General features: G+C 66.0%; 15 protein-coding genes. 7 read left to right on the top strand and 8 right to left on the bottom strand.

Going from position 1 to position 16,617, the window contains the following annotated elements:
* Window positions 1-13: 13 nt before the first annotated feature.
* Together serC and AB8808_RS14660 are read right to left on the bottom strand one after the other, a co-directional pair.
* The gene (gene serC, locus AB8808_RS14655; RefSeq protein ID WP_369930389.1) at window positions 14-1,099 is read right to left on the bottom strand and encodes a 3-phosphoserine/phosphohydroxythreonine transaminase; all 1,086 of its coding nucleotides are present in this window, start codon (window positions 1,097-1,099) and stop codon (window positions 14-16) included.
* Between the two features lie 44 nt (window positions 1,100-1,143).
* Complete coding sequence (locus AB8808_RS14660; protein ID WP_369930390.1) at window positions 1,144-1,917, bottom strand: FHA domain-containing protein; 774 nt, start codon at window positions 1,915-1,917, stop codon at window positions 1,144-1,146.
* A gap of 140 nt (window positions 1,918-2,057) precedes the next feature.
* Here AB8808_RS14660 and AB8808_RS14665 point away from each other — a divergent pair, with 140 nt between their 5' ends.
* Window positions 2,058-2,333, top strand: coding sequence for a polyhydroxyalkanoic acid system family protein (locus AB8808_RS14665; protein WP_036140602.1), 276 nt, complete (start codon window positions 2,058-2,060; stop codon window positions 2,331-2,333).
* A 95-nt stretch (window positions 2,334-2,428) separates the two neighbouring features.
* Window positions 2,429-2,647, top strand: coding sequence for a translation initiation factor IF-1 (gene infA, locus AB8808_RS14670; RefSeq protein ID WP_036140601.1), 219 nt, complete (start codon window positions 2,429-2,431; stop codon window positions 2,645-2,647).
* A 79-nt stretch (window positions 2,648-2,726) separates the two neighbouring features.
* Here the strand turns inward: infA and AB8808_RS14675 are convergent, their stop codons facing one another.
* The 3 genes from AB8808_RS14675 to clpS form a co-directional block, all read right to left on the bottom strand.
* Entirely contained in the window at window positions 2,727-3,326 is a 600-nt protein-coding gene (locus tag AB8808_RS14675; RefSeq protein ID WP_036140600.1) for an ATP-dependent Clp protease proteolytic subunit, read from the bottom strand.
* A gap of 107 nt (window positions 3,327-3,433) precedes the next feature.
* Window positions 3,434-5,701: an ATP-dependent Clp protease ATP-binding subunit ClpA gene (gene clpA, locus AB8808_RS14680; RefSeq protein WP_369930391.1), complete on the bottom strand. Its 2,268-nt coding sequence runs from the start codon at window positions 5,699-5,701 to the stop codon at window positions 3,434-3,436.
* A 78-nt stretch (window positions 5,702-5,779) separates the two neighbouring features.
* Window positions 5,780-6,112, bottom strand: a complete 333-nt coding sequence (clpS, locus tag AB8808_RS14685) for an ATP-dependent Clp protease adapter ClpS (RefSeq protein WP_036140598.1) — start codon at window positions 6,110-6,112, stop codon at window positions 5,780-5,782.
* 88 nt (window positions 6,113-6,200) lie between these two features.
* Here clpS and AB8808_RS14690 point away from each other — a divergent pair, with 88 nt between their 5' ends.
* From AB8808_RS14690 to hflD, 3 genes are read left to right on the top strand one after another with little or no spacing between them, the layout of a single operon-like run.
* Window positions 6,201-6,725: an NUDIX hydrolase gene (locus tag AB8808_RS14690; RefSeq protein WP_369930392.1), complete on the top strand. Its 525-nt coding sequence runs from the start codon at window positions 6,201-6,203 to the stop codon at window positions 6,723-6,725.
* Window positions 6,722-7,816 carry a tRNA 2-thiouridine(34) synthase MnmA gene (mnmA, locus tag AB8808_RS14695; RefSeq protein WP_369930393.1) on the top strand — a complete coding sequence of 365 codons (1,095 nt, stop codon included), beginning with the start codon at window positions 6,722-6,724 and terminating at the stop codon, window positions 7,814-7,816. The genes AB8808_RS14690 and mnmA overlap by 4 nt, the downstream gene beginning before the upstream one ends.
* 31 nt (window positions 7,817-7,847) lie before the next feature.
* Entirely contained in the window at window positions 7,848-8,474 is a 627-nt protein-coding gene (gene hflD / locus AB8808_RS14700; protein ID WP_369930394.1) for a high frequency lysogenization protein HflD, read from the top strand.
* 163 nt (window positions 8,475-8,637) lie between these two features.
* Here hflD and AB8808_RS14705 read toward each other — a convergent pair whose 3' ends face one another.
* On the bottom strand, window positions 8,638-9,570 hold the full coding sequence (locus tag AB8808_RS14705; RefSeq protein WP_369930395.1) for a LysR family transcriptional regulator: 933 nt from the start codon (window positions 9,568-9,570) through the stop codon (window positions 8,638-8,640).
* 229 nt (window positions 9,571-9,799) lie between these two features.
* Here AB8808_RS14705 and acnA point away from each other — a divergent pair, with 229 nt between their 5' ends.
* Together acnA and AB8808_RS14715 are read left to right on the top strand one after the other, a co-directional pair.
* A complete protein-coding gene (acnA, locus tag AB8808_RS14710) occupies window positions 9,800-12,547 on the top strand; it encodes an aconitate hydratase AcnA (RefSeq protein ID WP_369930396.1) in 2,748 nt (915 codons plus the stop codon).
* A 313-nt stretch (window positions 12,548-12,860) separates the two neighbouring features.
* Window positions 12,861-14,552 carry an AMP-binding protein gene (locus AB8808_RS14715; RefSeq protein WP_369930397.1) on the top strand — a complete coding sequence of 564 codons (1,692 nt, stop codon included), beginning with the start codon at window positions 12,861-12,863 and terminating at the stop codon, window positions 14,550-14,552.
* 347 nt (window positions 14,553-14,899) lie between these two features.
* Here AB8808_RS14715 and AB8808_RS14720 read toward each other — a convergent pair whose 3' ends face one another.
* Window positions 14,900-15,229 (bottom strand): PilZ domain-containing protein, encoded by a 330-nt coding sequence (locus AB8808_RS14720; protein WP_369930398.1) that lies wholly within the window; start codon window positions 15,227-15,229, stop codon window positions 14,900-14,902.
* Window positions 15,230-15,384: 155 nt separating this feature from the next.
* The gene (dinB, locus tag AB8808_RS14725) at window positions 15,385-16,572 is read right to left on the bottom strand and encodes a DNA polymerase IV (RefSeq protein WP_369930399.1); all 1,188 of its coding nucleotides are present in this window, start codon (window positions 16,570-16,572) and stop codon (window positions 15,385-15,387) included.
* Window positions 16,573-16,617: the final 45 nt, after the last annotated feature.

Consider the following 16,617-nt stretch of genomic DNA (forward strand, 5'->3'; position numbering starts at 1 on the left):
GTGAATCCCGACTTTAACCGTGACGCGCCGTAAAGTCCCGCATGAAGTTCACCAGTACATCCACGGCGTCCTGCGGCACGGCGTTGTACAGCGATGCGCGCATGCCACCCACGGCCTTGTGTCCCTTGAGGGCAAGCAAACCCGCCGCGGCGGATTCAGTGAGAAACGCGGCGTCCAGCGCACTGTCGTGCAGGGTGAAAGGCACGTTCATCCGCGAGCGCGACGCCACCTCGACCGGACTGCGATAGAAACCGCCCGAGCCGTCGATCGCGGCATACAGCGTGGCCGCCTTGCGCGCATTGCGCTCGCCCATCGCTTCGAGGCCGCCCTGATCTTCCAGCCACTCGAACGTGAGCCCCGCGAGGTACCAGCCCCAGGTGTTGGGCGTGTTGAGCATCGAATCGTTGGCGGCGTGCTCGGCGTAACGGAATATCTTCGCCATGGGCCGGCCTTCGCGGGCCAGCAGGTCGTCGCGGACGATCATCACCACCAGGCCGGAGGGCCCGATGTTCTTCTGCGCACCGGCGTAGATCAGGCCGAAGCGCGATACGTCGACCGGCCGGCTGAGAATGTTCGACGACATGTCCGCCACCAGCGGCACGTCGCCCGCGTCAGGCACGTCGTGGAACTCCACGCCGTGGATGGTCTCGTTGGGCGTGTAGTGCAGGTAGGCGGCGCGGGGATCGAGTTGCCAGGTGTCGCGCGCAGGCAGGGCCAGGTACTGGGCGTCTTCCGACGTGGCGGCCACGCGGGCGGTGAGGTAAGGCGACGCTTCGCGCACCGCTTTCTCGCCCCAGTGGCCCGTCACGATGTAATCGGCCGACGCATCGGCGCCGGCCAGGTTCATGGGAATCTGCGCGAAATGCTGCGTGGCCCCGCCTTGCAGGAACAGCACCGTGTAGCCCTCGGGTACCGCCATCAGCCGGCGCAGGCGCGCCTCGGCATCGGCTGCCAGGGCCATGAAAGCCTTGCCGCGGTGGGACAGTTCCATCACCGAGGCACCGGTGCCGTTCCAGTCGAGCAGTTCCGACTGGGCGCGGCGCAGCACCGCTTCCGGCAGGGCCGCCGGGCCTGCGCTGAAGTTCCAGGCTCTTGTCATGCTCGATGCACCCTCGGGAAGTAAACCCCGATTATGCGCCCGGTTCAGAGCTTGACGAACAGCACCAGCGCGATACCCACGGCGAGCAACGCCGCGGTGAGGATCAGCCACCAGACGTCGCCGCGTGCGCCGGCGGTATCGTCGCCGCGGGGGTCGGCCGCGGGAGCGGGCTCGGGCAGCACCACCGGCGGCTCCGCCGACCAGCCCGGGGCATCGACCACGAAGCGATGCGCGGCCAGGCCGATCTGGTCGCCCGGCTGGAGCACGGCGCGCACGGCGGTGATGCCGTTGACCCGCACGGCATGGCGCGCCGGGACGCGGGAGCCGTCGAGGATCAGCTCGCCGTGCTCCCAGGCCAGCACCAACAGGGCGACGTCGTTGCCGGGCAGCTCCAGCGGCAAGGCACCATGCGTGGCGCCCAGTTCGAGGCGATCGCCCACGGCGATGACACGGCCGGACAAGGGACCGGCCACCGGCCGCAGCGCGACGGTGCAACGGGGGTCTGTCGGCTCCACGGTGGGACGGGCGTCCAGGTCGGCATCGTCGCGCAGCAACATGCGGCAGTCGCCCAGCGACAGGCTGTCACCCGGGCGCAGGATCGCGCGTTCGCGCACGGGGCGGGCGTTGACATAAACGCGCCCGGTGGACGGGGCCACTTCGAGCACCATGCCGCGACGGTCGCGATGGAGGGTGACGTGCCTGGCGGCCACGTGGTTTTCGGACACGACCAGGTCGTTGTCCTCGCCACGGCCGATCGTGAGCACGGGCCGTGACCAGTGGAAATCACCGCGAGCCGAGCTGACGAATTCGATGCGCATGGAGGAACCGGGACGTTGACGAAGTAACTTTAGCAGAGTGCGCTATCTGTTTGACCTTAAAGGTGTCGACGAAGGTGTCGACATGACGTGATGCCCCATCCTGCTAGACTCCGCCGCTTTCAGTGCAGAGGGTCGCTCCGATGGCAAGAATCGATATCCGCCGCCCGCATGGCAAGACCGTCGCGGAAGCACGCGCCGTGGTCGAGAAAGTGGCCGCGCGCATGAGCGAGAAGTTCGGTACCGAGGGCCGCTGGGACGGCGACACGATGAGCTTCGCCCGTTCCGGGGTAAAGGGCGCCATCGCCGTGTCACCGTCCGACGTGCACGTCACCGCCGAGCTTGGCATGCTGCTGTCGCCCCTGAAGGGCACCATCGAGGAAGAGATCCGAAAGAAGCTGGACGAGCACTTCGCCTGAGCCAAGGCGGCTGCGTGGGCTGGCCCGAGCCGGTCCGCTATGGCATACTAAGGGACTTATGCGGCCATTCCGGCCGTTCATCCGACCCGGAACACATGGCAAAAGACGACGTCATCGAAATGGAAGGCACGATCCAGGAGACCCTTCCCAACACCATGTTCCGCGTGCAGCTCGAGAACGGGCACGTCATCATTGCCCATATTTCCGGCCGCATGCGCAAGCATTACATCCGCATCCTCACCGGCGACAAGGTGAAGGTAGAGATGACCCCGTACGACCTGACCAAGGGTCGTATCACCTACCGCATGAAGTAAGCGCGTCTCGCGCCGCACCCGGTAGGCCAAGAAAGCCGCAGCTCACGCTGCGGCTTTTTGTTGTCCGACCGATCCGCACTCAGTCGAGGCGGACGTCCTTGCGATGCTCGATGATGCGCGAGACCAGACCGTAGGTCACCGCGTCTTCGGCCGACATCCAGAGGTCGCGCTCGATATCCTCACGAACACGCTCGATCGGCTGGCCGCTCTCACGCGAAATCACGCGGGCGATGCGCTCGCGCGCCTTCATGATCTCCTTGGCCTGGATGGCGATATCGCTGGCCTGACCACCGGCGCCACCGCTGGGCTGATGGATCAGGAAGCGCGTCTGCGGCAGGCAGACCCGACGCTCGCGCGGCGCGCCCAGGTACAGATGCGTGGCGGCACTGCCGACCCAGCCGGTGCCGATCATGTTGACCGGCGCCGTAATGAAACGCACCACGTCGTGAATCACGTCACCCGACTCCAGGTGACCGCCCGGCGAGGACACGATCATGTCGATCGGCGCATCGGACTCCGCGTCCAACGCCAGCAGGCGGCGAACCGTATCCGCGGCGACGGCGTCGGTGATCGTGCCGAACACCAGCACGGTACGCGCGCGGAAGGCTTTTTCTTCGAGGAAGGTGCTGCCCTGGCCCTGACCGGCGGACGCCTTGGGCTCGGTTTCGTTGCTGAACATGTGCATTATCTCCATGGGGCAGTAGTAAACGTCAGGCGGCAAAAAAGGGCGGCCCGCAGGCCGCCCTTTCTCTTACGCCAGCATGTCTTTCAAACCATCATTCCGACTCAGGCCGTCACGGCCGCCGGTTCCGCCGACTCCGTCTCGACGTGCAGCTCGTCGCCGTCCACCGACAAGGTGACCTTGCCGCCGTCGGCCAGCTTGCCGAACAGCAGTTCGTCGGCCAGCGCGCGCTTCACCTTGTCCTGGATCACACGGGCCATCGGACGGGCGCCCATCTGCGGATCGAAGCCGTGCTCCGCCAGCCAGCGACGGGCTTCCGGCGTGACATCCACGCTCACCTTCTTCTCGGCCAGCTGAGCTTCCAGCTCGATCAGGAACTTATCCACCACCCGCAGGATGTGGTCGAAGTCCAGCGCGTTGAACTGGATCACCGCGTCCAGCCGGTTGCGGAACTCCGGCGTGAACAGGCGACGGATGGTCTCCATGGCGTCCGTCGCGTGGTTCTGCTTGACGAAGCCGATGCCGCGACGCGATGCGAGCTGTGCGCCCGCGTTGGTGGTCATCACGATGATCACGTTCTTGAAGTTGGCTTCGCGGCCGTTGGTATCGGTCAGCACGCCGCGATCCATCACCTGCAGCAGGATGTTGTACACATCCGGATGGGCCTTCTCGATTTCGTCCAGCAACAGCACGCAGTGCGGATGCTTGGTGATCTGCTCGGTCAGCAGGCCGCCCTGGTCGAAGCCGACGTAGCCCGGAGGCGCACCGACCAGGCGCGACACGGAATGAGCCTCCATGTACTCGGACATGTCGAACCGCACCATCTCGATGCCCAGCTGCATGGCGAGCTGACGGGTCACTTCCGTCTTGCCCACGCCCGTGGGGCCGGCGAGCAGGAAGCTGCCGATCGGCTTGGACGGGTCACCCAGGCCGGAGCGTGCCATCTTGATCGACGACGACAGGGCCTCGATCGCGCCATCCTGGCCGAACACCACCATCTTGAGGTTGCGCTCCAGGTTGCGCAGCACGTCGCGATCCGACGCCGAGACCTGCTTTGCCGGGATACGCGCCATCTTGGCCACGATGTATTCGATCTCCGGCACGTCGACCTTGCCCGTGCGCTCTTCCTCGGGCAGCAGGCGCTGGCGGGCACCGGCTTCGTCGATGACGTCGATGGCCTTGTCCGGCAGCAGGCGGTCGGGGATGTGCTTGACCGACAGGTCCACGGCCGCACGCAGGGCCTCACCGGTGTACTCCACCGAATGGTGCTCTTCGAAGCGGGTCTTCAGGCCCTTCAGGATCTCGATCGAGTCGGCCACGGTGGGCTCGACCACGTCGATCTTCTGGAAACGACGCGCCAGCGCCCTGTCCTTCTCGAACACCCCGCGGAACTCCTGGAAGGTGGTCGAGCCGATGCAGCGCAGCTCACCCGAGGCCAGCATCGGCTTGATCAGGTTGGAAGCGTCCATGGTGCCACCCGACGCCGAACCCGCGCCGATGATGGTGTGGATCTCGTCGATGAAGAGGATGGAGTTGGGCTGCTTCTTCAGCTGTCCGATGACGGCCTTGAGCCGCTTCTCGAAATCGCCGCGGTACTTGGTACCGGCCACGAGGGCACCCAGGTCCAGCGACCAGATAGTGCAATCTTCCAGCACCTCGGGCACCTGTCCCTCGACGATGCGCTTGGCCAGGCCTTCCGCCAGGGCGGTCTTGCCCACGCCGGCCTCGCCCACGTAGAGCGGGTTGTTCTTGCGGCGGCGGCAGAGCACCTGGATGGTGCGCTCCACCTCGTCCTGGCGGCCGATCAGGGGGTCGATCTTGCCCTGCACCGCCAGTTCGTTGAGGTTGGCGGCGTATTCGTTGAGCGGATTGCCCTTGCCTTCACCGCCCTCTTCCCCTTCGCGCTCGGGGCTTTGCGCGGCCGCGGCCGCTTCATCGCCGATCTTGGCGATGCCGTGGGAGATGTAATTGACCACGTCAAGACGGGTGATCTCCTGCTGATGCAGGAAATAGACCGCGTGGGAGTCTTTTTCGCCGAAGATCGCCACCAGCACGTTGGCGCCGGTGACTTCCTTCCGGCCCGACGACTGCACGTGGTACACGGCGCGCTGCAAGACACGCTGGAAACCCAGCGTGGGCTGCGTGTCGCGCTCGTCACCGGCCGGCAGCACCGGCACGGTTTCGGCGACGATGCGCTGCAGATCGGCCGAAAGCCTCGGCAGATCGACGCCGCAGGCACGCAGGGCGGCCAAAGCGGACGTGTTTTCAGTGAGCGCAAGCAGCAGGTGCTCGACGGTCATGAATTCGTGGCGCTGTTCGCGAGCCTGCTTGTAGCAGTGCCCGATGGTGACTTCGAGATCCTTGCTGAACATACGGACCGTCTCCGATAGATGTGGGCGGCGGGGACCAGCCCCTTCGTCTTGCCGCATGAACACCAGATGGGGTAGCGCTTACATTTTTTCCATAGTGCACAAGAGCGGATGCTGATTGGCTCGCGCGTACTCGTTGACCTGCGTCACCTTGGTTTCTGCCACCTCGCGAGTGAACACGCCGCACACGCCCTTGCCGCGGGTATGCACATGGAGCATGACCTGCACGGCCCGTTCCTGGTCCATGCCGAAGAAACTGCGTAGCACCTCGATCACGAAATCCATGGGGGTGAAGTCATCATTGAGCAAAACCACCTGGAAAAGGGGCGGTCTTGCCGTTTCCGGTCTGACGGTCTCGACCGCTAGCCCGTGGCCGCGATCGCTTTCCTGATCGTGTTCGTGTTCCTGGGACATTAATTAAGAACCTGTCGGTGCGCGATTCGATTATATACACCGGAATTCGCCCACCCTCCGGCTCGATTTCCACAGGTGATGGCACAATATGCCTTTTTCCAGAGCCAGACCGATCACCACGCCCATGCCGCCGACACCTTCCCAGCCAGAAAACGTCTGGCGCCCCCGCGCCACGGTGGCGTGCGTGGTCGCCCGGGGCGACCGCTACCTGATCGTCGAGGAGGATGTCTTCGGCGAGGTGGCGTACAACCAGCCGGCCGGGCACCTCGATCCGGGCGAGAGCCTGCAGGCCGCGGCCATCCGCGAAACCCTGGAGGAAACGGGGCACACCATCGCGCTGGACCACTTCCTGGGCGTGTGGCAGTGGGCCAGCCCGGAACATGGCGAACAGGTGCTGCGCTTCGGTTTTGCGGGTCATGTGGAGTCATACGATGCGGACCGCCCCCTGGATGACGGCATCCGGCGGGCGATCTGGCTGCGCCGCGACGAAATAGCGGCCCTGGGCCCCCGCCTGCGCAGTCCGCTGGTCCTCGAAACCATCGACGCCTGGCTGGACGGGCGCCGCCTGTCGCTGGACACCGTGAGCTGCCGACTGCCAGGGGCGGTCGCGTGAAGGTAATCCTGGGCGTCTCCGGCGGGGTGGACTCCTCGGTCGCCGCCCTCCTGCTCCAGCAGGCGGGACACGACGTGGAAGGCATGTTCATGCAGAACTGGGAGGAAGACGACCGCTCGGGCCCCTGCACCGCCGACGACGACCGCCGGGACGCCGTGGCCGTCTGCGGCCGCCTGGGCATCCCGTTCCATGCAAGAAATTTCGCCGGCGAGTACTGGGACGGCGTGTTCGCCTATTTCCTGGCCGAATACGCCGCGGGACGCACGCCCAACCCGGACGTGCTGTGCAACCGCGAGATCAAGTTCAAGACCTTCCTCGATCACGCCCAGGCCCTGGGCGCCGAGAAGATCGCCACCGGCCACTATGCCCGGGTCGATTATCGCGACGAACGCTATCGCCTGCTCCGCGCCGTGGATGCCGCCAAGGACCAGAGCTACTTCCTGCATGCGCTGGGCCAGAAGCAACTGGCCGCCACGCTGTTCCCCGTGGGCGAGATCGAAAAACCGCTGGTCCGCCAGATGGCCCGCGACGCCGCACTGCCGACGCACGCCAAGAAGGATTCCACGGGCATCTGCTTCATCGGCGAGCGCAATTTCCGCGCCTTCCTCTCGGCCTACCTGCCGGCCCGGCCCGGCGCCATGGTCGATCCCGAGGGGCATGTCATCGGCGAGCACCAGGGCGTGATGTACTACACGCTGGGCCAGCGCAACGGCCTGGGCATCGGCGGCCGGGCGGATGCGCCGAACGAGCCCTGGTACGTGGTCGGCAAGGATGTGGCTGCCAACACGCTCATCGTGGCCCAGGGCGGCGAGAACCGCTGGCTGCAGTCCACCCGCCTGAGCGCTGGCGAGGCCACCTGGGTGGCGGGCGAGCCCCCGGCGGCCGCCTTCCGCTGCACGGCCAAGACCCGTTACCGCCAGTCGGACCAGGCTTGCCACGTGGAAGTGAGCGGCGCCAGCGTGCACGTGCGCTTCGACGAACCCCAGCGCGCGGTCACCCCCGGCCAATCCGTCGTGTTCTACGACGATGAAACCTGCCTCGGCGGCGCCGTGATCGACGCCACCGATGCCACCTACGGCGGCCTGGCGTGAGCCGCGCCGCCTCCTTTTCCAGGCTTTGCGAATGAACGAAGAACGCGTGCTCGCCCTTGCGGGTGTTTTCCAGGGTGCCTCGCTGGCCCAGCAGCTGGCCACCGAGGGCCGCTGCGACGACGCGGCGTTCGAAGCGAGCATCGGCAGCGTGTTCCGCATCGACGCCGACTCGGTGGCCTCGGTGTACGGCGGGGTGGGCAAGGTACGCCGTGGCCTGCGCACGCTGGTGGCCCAGTTCGAGGATGCCACCCGCGATGTCGCCGTCATGCGCATGGCGATCACCGTGCTGCGGCTGGAGCGCTCGCTGTCGCGCAATCGCGGCCTGCTCGATCGGCTGCGCGAGGGCATCGTGTCCACGCAGCGGCAGGTGGAGCATTTCGGGATCGAGCACCCCAACGTGGCCGCCCGGCTGGCGGAGGTCTACGCCGGCACCCTGTCCACCCTGAAGCCCCGCGTCATGGTGACCGGCAACCCCACCCACCTGCAGCAGAAGGGCAACGTGGACCGGGTGCGGGCCGCGCTGCTGGCGTCCGTACGCTCGGCCGTGCTCTACCACCAGATCGGCGGCCGGCAATGGCACCTGCTGATCTACCGCAAGCAATGCGCGATGCTGGCGCGTGGCCTGTTGACCGGGTCGACCCTGGACGACGGCGGTTGATATGCCCCGATCCCCCTGACCTCGCGGGCGGGTGTAGGAGCGCACGATGTGCGCGATCCGGGGTGCCTCATTCCCAATGATCGGCACGCGATGTGGGATACCGCTTTTCCGCCTTGCTGGCTTTTCGCGCACATCGTGCGCTCCTACACCCGACGTTGAGGGCCTAGGCGTTTGTGGCTGCATCCAGGCCAGGAATGGTCCGCGCCAGCTCGCGTAGCAGGTCGCCGAAACGGTCCAGGTCGTCGCGCCATGGCGTGGCGCTGCGCCAGTAGAGCGCGATGTGCCGGCCGGGTCGCGCGGCGTCCACGCCGGCCAGCACCACGTTGCGGATCGAGCCCAGGCGCTCGTGCGCCAGGATCGGCACCAGGGTGTAGCCGCCGCGCATGGCCACCAGCGTGGCCAGGCTTTCCAGGCTGACGTCCTGGATACGCTCCGGACGCGCCGCGCCGGCCATGCCCAGGTCGGATACGCCATTACCGTGGCTTTCCGCCATGAGGGTGGCTTCCGCCGCGTCCAGTTCGGTCAGGGCGATGGCGGCGCGTCCGGCCAGCGGATGCGCCGCATTGAGCAGCAACTCATAGGGCTCGAAGAACAGCGGCGCCGATTCCAGCCCGGTGGCCGTGACGCTGGGCGGCGCCAGAACGGCATCCAGCTCGCCCTCGTGCAGGCGCCGCAGCAGGCCGCGTGGCTTGCCTTCCGAGATGGTCAGCCGCGCGCCCGGGAAGCGCTGCGGAAACGGCTCGATGAAATGGGGCAGCAGGTAGGGCCCCAGGGTGGAAGGCACGCCCAGCCGCAGTTCGCCACCGAAAGCGACATCGCCGGCGCGTGCCGCGTGCTCCAGGTGCTCGGCGGAGCCCAGCACCGCCTCGATGTAACCCAGCAGGCGCTGTCCGCCCACCGTGGCCACCACGCGGCGGCCGCCGCGCTCGAACAGGGGCACGCCCAGGGCCTGCTCCACCTTCTGCACCTGGTGCGACAGGCCGGAAGGACTGATGTGCATGGCCCGCGCGGCGCCGGTGAAGCTGCCTTCCCGGGCCACGGCCTGGACCAGGGCGAGGTCGCGCAGCGACACCGACGAGAGGGCCATCGATATCATCGAACGCTGCGTGCCATCAAATACGTTTGCACCCATCCGCCTGCCGCTCCATCCTTTCGCCGCCGAATCATCGCCCGGCCATGCCCCGAAGCCCGCCATTCTAGCCCGACGCCAGAACCGTGGCGGTCGCACAGGGGCAGCGGACTGCGCGATAATCGACGCTTTGGCGGACGCCCTCGGGGGTTTCGCCGGCCTCCCCAGCTAAAGAACGTCACGCCAGGAGTACAGCATGAAAGACTCGTTCTCGGTACGAGACAGCATCGAAGTCAACGGCAAGCGGCACACCATCGCCAGCCTGGCCAAGTTCGGCGAGCAGCACGATATCAAGCGCCTGCCGTACTCCATGAAGATCCTGCTGGAAAACCTGCTCCGCCAGGAAGACGGCGTGAACGTCACCACCAAGGAAATCGAGGCGGTGGCCAAGTGGGATGCCAAGGCCGAGCCGGACACCGAGATCTCCTTCATGCCGGCGCGCGTGGTCCTGCAGGATTTCACCGGCGTTCCCTGCGTGGTCGACCTGGCCGCCATGCGCGACGCCGTCGCCAGGCTGGGCGGTGACCCGAACAAGATCAACCCGCTGGCGCCGGCCGAACTGGTCATCGACCACTCGGTGCAGGTCGACGCGTTCGGTTCGTCCAGCGCGCTGGAAGAGAACGTCGCGATCGAGTTCGAGCGCAACCAGGAGCGTTACTCCTTCCTGCGCTGGGGCCAGAAAGCCTTCAACAACTTCAAGGTCGTGCCGCCGCGCACAGGCATCGTCCACCAGGTCAATCTGGAGAACCTGGCCCGCGTCGTGTTCACCAATGAAGTGGACGGCGAGTCGTTCGCCTACCCGGATACCGTGTTCGGCACCGACTCGCACACCACGATGATCAACGGCATCGGCGTGCTGGGCTGGGGCGTGGGCGGCATCGAAGCCGAGGCGGCCATGCTCGGCCAGCCCTCCTCCATGCTGATCCCGCAGGTCGTCGGCTTCCGTCTCACCGGCAAGCTGCCGGAAGGCGTCACCGCCACCGACCTCGTGCTCACCGTGACCCAGATGCTGCGCAAGCTCGGCGTCGTCGGCAAGTTCGTCGAGTTCTTCGGCAACGGCCTGCAGAACCTGCCGCTGGCCGATCGCGCCACCATCGCCAACATGGCCCCGGAATACGGCGCCACCTGCGGCATCTTCCCGATCGACCAGGAAGCACTGAACTACATGCGCCTGTCCGGCCGCGACGAAGCGCAGATCGCGCTGGTCGAGACCTACGCCAAGGCGCAGAACCTCTGGCACGACGCCGACACGCCGGAAGCCGAGTTCACCACCGTGCTCGAACTGGACCTCGCCGACGTGCGCCCGTCGCTCGCCGGCCCGAAGCGTCCGCAGGATCGCGTGCTGCTGGAAGGCGTGCAGCAGAGCTTCCTCGACGTGGTCGGTTCGCTCACCGCCAACCGCAAGCCGAAGAGCCACGGCGAAGCCAGCTTCAGCAATGAAGGCGGCGGCACTGCGGTCGGCAATGAAGCCAACAACGTCGGTGAAGACGGCGGCGTGCTGGTCGAGAAGGACGGCACCTCGTTCCGCATCAACGACGGCTCGGTGGTCATCGCCGCGATCACCTCGTGCACCAACACCTCCAACCCGGCCGTCATGCTCGCCGCCGGCCTGCTGGCGAAGAAGGCCGCCGCGCGTGGTCTCACCTCCAAGCCGTGGGTCAAGCCCTCGCTCGGACCAGGCTCGCTCGTGGTCACCGAATACCTGAAGAAGACCGGCCTGCTCGCCGAACTGGAGAAGGTCAACTTCTACGTCGTCGGCTACGGCTGCACCACCTGCATCGGCAACTCCGGCCCGCTGCCGGCCGAGATCAGCAAGGGTATCGCCGAGGGCGACCTCGCCGTGGCGTCGGTGCTGTCGGGTAATCGCAACTTCGAAGGCCGCGTTCACCCGGAAGTGAAGATGAACTACCTGGCCTCGCCGCCGCTGGTGGTCGCCTACGCGCTGGCCGGCACGCTCGACATCGACCTGACCAAGGATCCGATCGCCAACGGCAGCGACGGTCAGCCCGTGTACCTGAAGGACATCTGGCCGAGCAACCAGGAAATCTCCGACGCCATCGCGGGCGCCATCAATCCGCAGATGTTCAAGGACAGCTACGCCGACGTGTTCAAGGGCGACAGCCGCTGGAACCAGATCGCCTCGCCGGATGGCCAGACGTACGCCTGGGACGATTCGACCTACATCAAGAACCCGCCCTACTTCGACGGCATGTCCGCCGAGGCCGGCACCATCGAGGACATCCACGGCGCCCGCGCCATGGGTATCTTCGGCGATTCGATCACCACCGACCATATCTCGCCGGCGGGCTCGATCAAGAAGGACTCCCCGGCGGGTCGCTTCCTGATCTCCAAGGGTGTCGAGCCGAAGGACTTCAACTCCTACGGTTCGCGTCGCGGCAACGACGACGTGATGGTGCGCGGCACGTTCGCCAACATCCGCATCAAGAACCTGATGCTGGACGGCGTCGAGGGTGGCTTCACCAGGTACATCCCGACCGGCGAAGAAATGGCGATCTACGACGCCGCCATGAAGTACAAGGCCGAAGGCACGCCGCTGGTGGTCCTCGCCGGCAAGGAATACGGCACCGGCTCGTCGCGTGACTGGGCCGCCAAGGGCACCCTGCTGCTCGGCGTCAAGGCCGTGATCACCGAGAGCTTCGAGCGCATCCACCGCTCCAACCTGGTCGGCATGGGCGTCCTGCCCTGCCAGTTCCAGGAAGGCGAGAACGCGCAGACGCTGGGACTGAAGGGCGACGAAGTGTTCGACATCACCGGCCTCAACGGCGGCGAGTCGAAGACCGCGACGGTCAAGGCCACGCGCCCCGACGGCTCGGTCAAGGAGTTCACCGTGAAGGTGCTGCTGCTGACCCCGAAGGAGCGCGAGTTCTTCCGCCACGGCGGCATCCTGCAGTACGTGCTGCGCCAGCTGGCTAAGGCGGCCTGAGGGTTTACTAGCCTGGTAGGCGGGTAAAAGCATCGCCCACATCGTGGGCTCCTACACGATGCCGTATCGCATCGAGTAGGAGCCCACGATGTGGGCGATGTCATTTACGCAGCAGCCCACGCCACAGGAGCCCACGATGTGGGCGATGTCGCTTACACCGCAGGACCGCCCATCGCACGCACCCGAAGACACCATCTCCCCGCCTGTTTCACGTTGCATTGCGGCTTGCCGCTATACGCGGGCGTATGCTCCAATGCCGCGATCGTACGACGATTGCCGTGCGTCACGTCACACTACGGAGCCCGTCCGATCCATGAGCATTGAGCGTCCCTGGCTTGCCCACTACCCGGCCGGTGTCCCGGCCGAGGTCGACATCGACGGTTACTCCTCGGTCGCGGCCGTTTTCGAAGAATCCTTTAAGAAATTTCGTGACCGCCCCGCGTTCTCGAACTTCGGCAAGGTACTGACCTACGGGCAACTCGACGAACTCTCCGCGGCCTTCGCCGGTTTCCTCTCCGGCGAGATGGGTTTGAAGCAGGGCGACCGCATCGCCATCATGCTGCCCAATCTCCTGCAGTACCCCATCGCCCTGTTCGGTGCGTTGCGCCTCGGCCTCACCGTGGTCAACACCAATCCGCTGTACACCGCGCGCGAACTGCACCACCAGCTGGAAGACTCCGGCGCCAAGGCCCTGGTCGTGCTGGACAACTTCGCGGCTACCGCGCAGCACGCGCTGGACGGCACCAAGGTACAGAGGGTGATCACCACGGCCGTGGGCGACATGGTTGGCTTCCCCAAGGGCAACATCATCAATTTCGTGGTGAAGAGCGTCCGCAAGGAAGTGCCGCCCTTCCGCATCCCGCTGGCCATCCGCTTCAAGGATGCGCTGGCCAGGGGCAAGGCGCATGCGCTGCCCGCCGTCACGATCCGTCCAGACGACCTGGCCTTCCTGCAGTACACCGGCGGCACCACCGGCGTGGCCAAGGGCGCGATGCTCACCCACCGCAACATGGTCGCCAACATGCTGCAGACGCGCCCGTGGGTAGCCGGCTTCGCCAAGCTCGGCGAAGAAACGGTCATCACCGCGCTGCCGCTGTACCACATCTTCTCGCTCACGGTGAACTGCCTGATCTTCGCCAGCCTGGGCGGCCTGAACCACCTGATCACCAACCCGCGCGACATGAAGGGCTTCGTCAAGGAACTGCGCAAGACGAAGTTCACCGCGATCACCGGCGTCAACACGCTGTTCAACGGCCTGCTCAACACGCCGGGTTTCGACCAGGTCGACTTCTCGCACCTGCACCTGGCGATGGCCGGCGGCATGGCCCTGCAGCGCTCCGTGGCCGATCGCTGGCAGAAGGTCACCGGGCGCGTCATCATCGAAGGCTACGGACTGACGGAAACCTCGCCCGTCGCGTTCGCCAACCGGGTTGACGTCACCGGCTACACCGGCGCCATCGGTTACCCGATCCCCAACACCGACGCCCAGATTCGCGGGGAAGACGACCGCGTGCTGCCCGTGGGCGAAGCCGGCGAGCTCTGCATCAAGGGCCCGCAGGTGATGAAGGGCTACTGGAACCAGGTCGAGGAAACCAGCAAGGCGATCGACGCCGACGGCTGGCTGCGCACCGGCGACATCGCCAGGATGGACGAGAACGGCCAGGCCTTCATCGTCGATCGCAAGAAGGACATGATCCTGGTCTCGGGCTTCAACGTGTATCCGAACGAGATCGAGGACATCGTCTCCCGGCACCCCGGCGTCAACGAGGTGGCTGCCGTCGGCATCGACGACGAGCACTCGGGCGAAGTGGTGAAGCTGTTCGTGGTCCGCAAGGACCCCTCGCTGACCGAGGAAGCCCTGCGCGAATACTGCCGGGAAAACCTCACCGGCTACAAGCGTCCCAAGCAGATCGAGTTCCGCGATGCCCTGCCGAAGACCAACGTCGGCAAGATCCTGCGTCGCGAACTGCGCGACGAGGATCGCCGCAAGCGCGCCCAGGTCTGACTAAACCCCGGCTCACACAAGAGGTGTAGGAGCGCACGATGTGCGCGAACCCTCAACGTTTCTATGGCGAATGAGGCCGCGCACTGACTCCGTGCAGGCGTTTCCGGGCGACACAAAGGAGGCGTCACAAAGGCGGTGCACGGCATCCGTGCGAGCGTTTCCGGGCGTCGGAAGAAATGATGTTGCGCCGGAAGAGCGAATGCCGGGGGTCACGGAAGCGCTCGCCTGTTCAGGCGGGAGGGCTTCATTCGTTTCGGTGGGGGTTGAGGGTTCGCGCACATCGTGCGCTCCTACACCTCTGTTTTGGCGGGCGCGTGCGTTTCGAGGGGGGGGGGGCTTGTGACGTATTACGGGTCTTGCCAGGCCTCGAGGGTGTCGGCGTAGCCGCCCAGCAGCTCCCATAGCGCGGACTGCTTGTCTTCGGGAATCAGGGTGTATTCCAGGCCGATCTGGCGGGCGGACACGCGCGCGACGCTGGCTTCCATGTGGATGTGCAGGTCGTGGCCGAAGATCATGTCCAGGACCCAGGTCTGGCCGGGCTCGCCGCGCCAGCCGAGCGGGCGGCGCAGCAAGGCGCCCGTGGCGGAGATATCCACGAGGTCGGTGGGGTGCGCTTCGCCGCCACGGCTCATCAGCACGGCACTGTGCACTTTCATGCGTGCGTGGCGGTAACGCATTCCTTCCTTGTCAGACGACATCTGCCTTTGGGTCCATACCGGTTCAACGTTCGTGCTTGTGGCGATTTGCATGGTCACACCTCGACCGACTTACCTTTCGTGTCACAAACGGACACATTAGCGCAGTCGGAGGTTCCGCTCCTTAACGTAAGCGTTCATTCGCTGCCACGCGTTTTAAGCACACCCGCACGTACCAGCGCCCCGGCGCCGAAGCGCCCGTTGATCAGATCCTGCACGCCATCGGATGGTTTTTTCGTTGCGGGTGCCGCGAACATGTCCTGCTGCTCGTCGCCGCGCCGCGCGTCGAATCCCGAAAGCGTCACCCCCAGCAGCCGCAATCGCGGGCGGGGATGTTGGTTCCACCAAACGTGAAGCAAGCGACGTGCCACTTCGTAGATAGCCGGTGTAGCGTTGCCGGGAACGGGTAGCGATGCCTGGCGGCTGTGGGTGACGAAGGGCGGCTCGCGGAGCTTGACCGACACCGTACGGGCCTCCACCGCACGGCTGCGGGCGCGCGCGCCGACCCGCTCGCACTGGCGCAGCAGCCAGGCCTCGGCGATGCCAAGGTCTTCCACGTCGTATTCGAAGGTCCATTCGGCGCCGATCGACACCTCGGGGGCGTCGGTGACCACCGGACGACGATCCTCGCCCCGGCAGAGCTGGCGCAATTGCGCGGCGTGACGCTCCCCCACCGCCTTGTTCAGTCGCCAGGCGTCCGCGTGCACGAGGTCGCCGATGGTGCGGATGCCGACCCGCTGCAAGGCCTCCTCGGCCACCTTGCCGACCGTCCACATCCGCCCGATGGGAAGCGGATCGAGATAGCCACGCACCTGGTCCGGCGGGATAACCAGGAAGCCGTCGGGCTTGGACAGCTCGCTGGCCAGCTTGGCCAGCAGCTTGTTATGGGCCATGCCCACCGAGGCATTGAGGCCGGTGCGGGCCCGGATCGCCTCCTTGACCCGGCGCCCGATCGCCTCGATGGAGGCGAAAAGCCTCAGGCTGGCGGTCACGTCGAGGAAGGCCTCGTCCAGCGACAGGCCTTCGATCATCGGGGTGACTTCGGCGAACACCCCGAACACGACCCGGGATATCTCCGCGTAGCGGGCGTGGCGCGGGTAGATGTACATCCCGTGCGGGCAGCGGCGGCGCGCCTCGGCCGTGGCCATCGCCGAGCGCACGCCGTAGGTGCGGGCCTGGTAGTTGGCCGTGGACACCACGCCGCGCCGCCCTAGGCCGGCCACGATGACCGGCTTGCCCACGAGACTGGGGTCGTCCAGTTCCTCGACGGACGCGTAGAAGGCGTCCATGTCCACGTGGATGATCGCGCGGTCGGCGGGCTGCATTCGTCCATTGTGCCAAAACCGCGGAGTGCCCGGCGCATGGCCCCG

The organism is Xanthomonas sp. NCPPB 2632, from assembly GCF_041228075.2.
GTDB lineage: Bacteria > Pseudomonadota > Gammaproteobacteria > Xanthomonadales > Rhodanobacteraceae > Luteibacter.

Coding starts and splice junctions, on each gene's coding strand:
- serC (WP_369930389.1), bottom strand. CDS start 1,099: ATGACAAGAGCCTGGAACTTCAGCGCAGGCCCGGCGGCCCTGCCGGAA.
- AB8808_RS14660 (WP_369930390.1), bottom strand. CDS start 1,917: ATGCGCATCGAATTCGTCAGCTCGGCTCGCGGTGATTTCCACTGGTCA.
- AB8808_RS14665 (WP_036140602.1), top strand. CDS start 2,058: ATGGCAAGAATCGATATCCGCCGCCCGCATGGCAAGACCGTCGCGGAA.
- infA (WP_036140601.1), top strand. CDS start 2,429: ATGGCAAAAGACGACGTCATCGAAATGGAAGGCACGATCCAGGAGACC.
- AB8808_RS14675 (WP_036140600.1), bottom strand. CDS start 3,326: ATGTTCAGCAACGAAACCGAGCCCAAGGCGTCCGCCGGTCAGGGCCAG.
- clpA (WP_369930391.1), bottom strand. CDS start 5,701: ATGTTCAGCAAGGATCTCGAAGTCACCATCGGGCACTGCTACAAGCAG.
- clpS (WP_036140598.1), bottom strand. CDS start 6,112: ATGTCCCAGGAACACGAACACGATCAGGAAAGCGATCGCGGCCACGGG.
- AB8808_RS14690 (WP_369930392.1), top strand. CDS start 6,201: ATGCCTTTTTCCAGAGCCAGACCGATCACCACGCCCATGCCGCCGACA.
- hflD (WP_369930394.1), top strand. CDS start 7,848: ATGAACGAAGAACGCGTGCTCGCCCTTGCGGGTGTTTTCCAGGGTGCC.
- AB8808_RS14705 (WP_369930395.1), bottom strand. CDS start 9,570: ATGATATCGATGGCCCTCTCGTCGGTGTCGCTGCGCGACCTCGCCCTG.
- acnA (WP_369930396.1), top strand. CDS start 9,800: ATGAAAGACTCGTTCTCGGTACGAGACAGCATCGAAGTCAACGGCAAG.
- AB8808_RS14715 (WP_369930397.1), top strand. CDS start 12,861: ATGAGCATTGAGCGTCCCTGGCTTGCCCACTACCCGGCCGGTGTCCCG.
- AB8808_RS14720 (WP_369930398.1), bottom strand. CDS start 15,229: ATGCGTTACCGCCACGCACGCATGAAAGTGCACAGTGCCGTGCTGATG.
- dinB (WP_369930399.1), bottom strand. CDS start 16,572: ATGCAGCCCGCCGACCGCGCGATCATCCACGTGGACATGGACGCCTTC.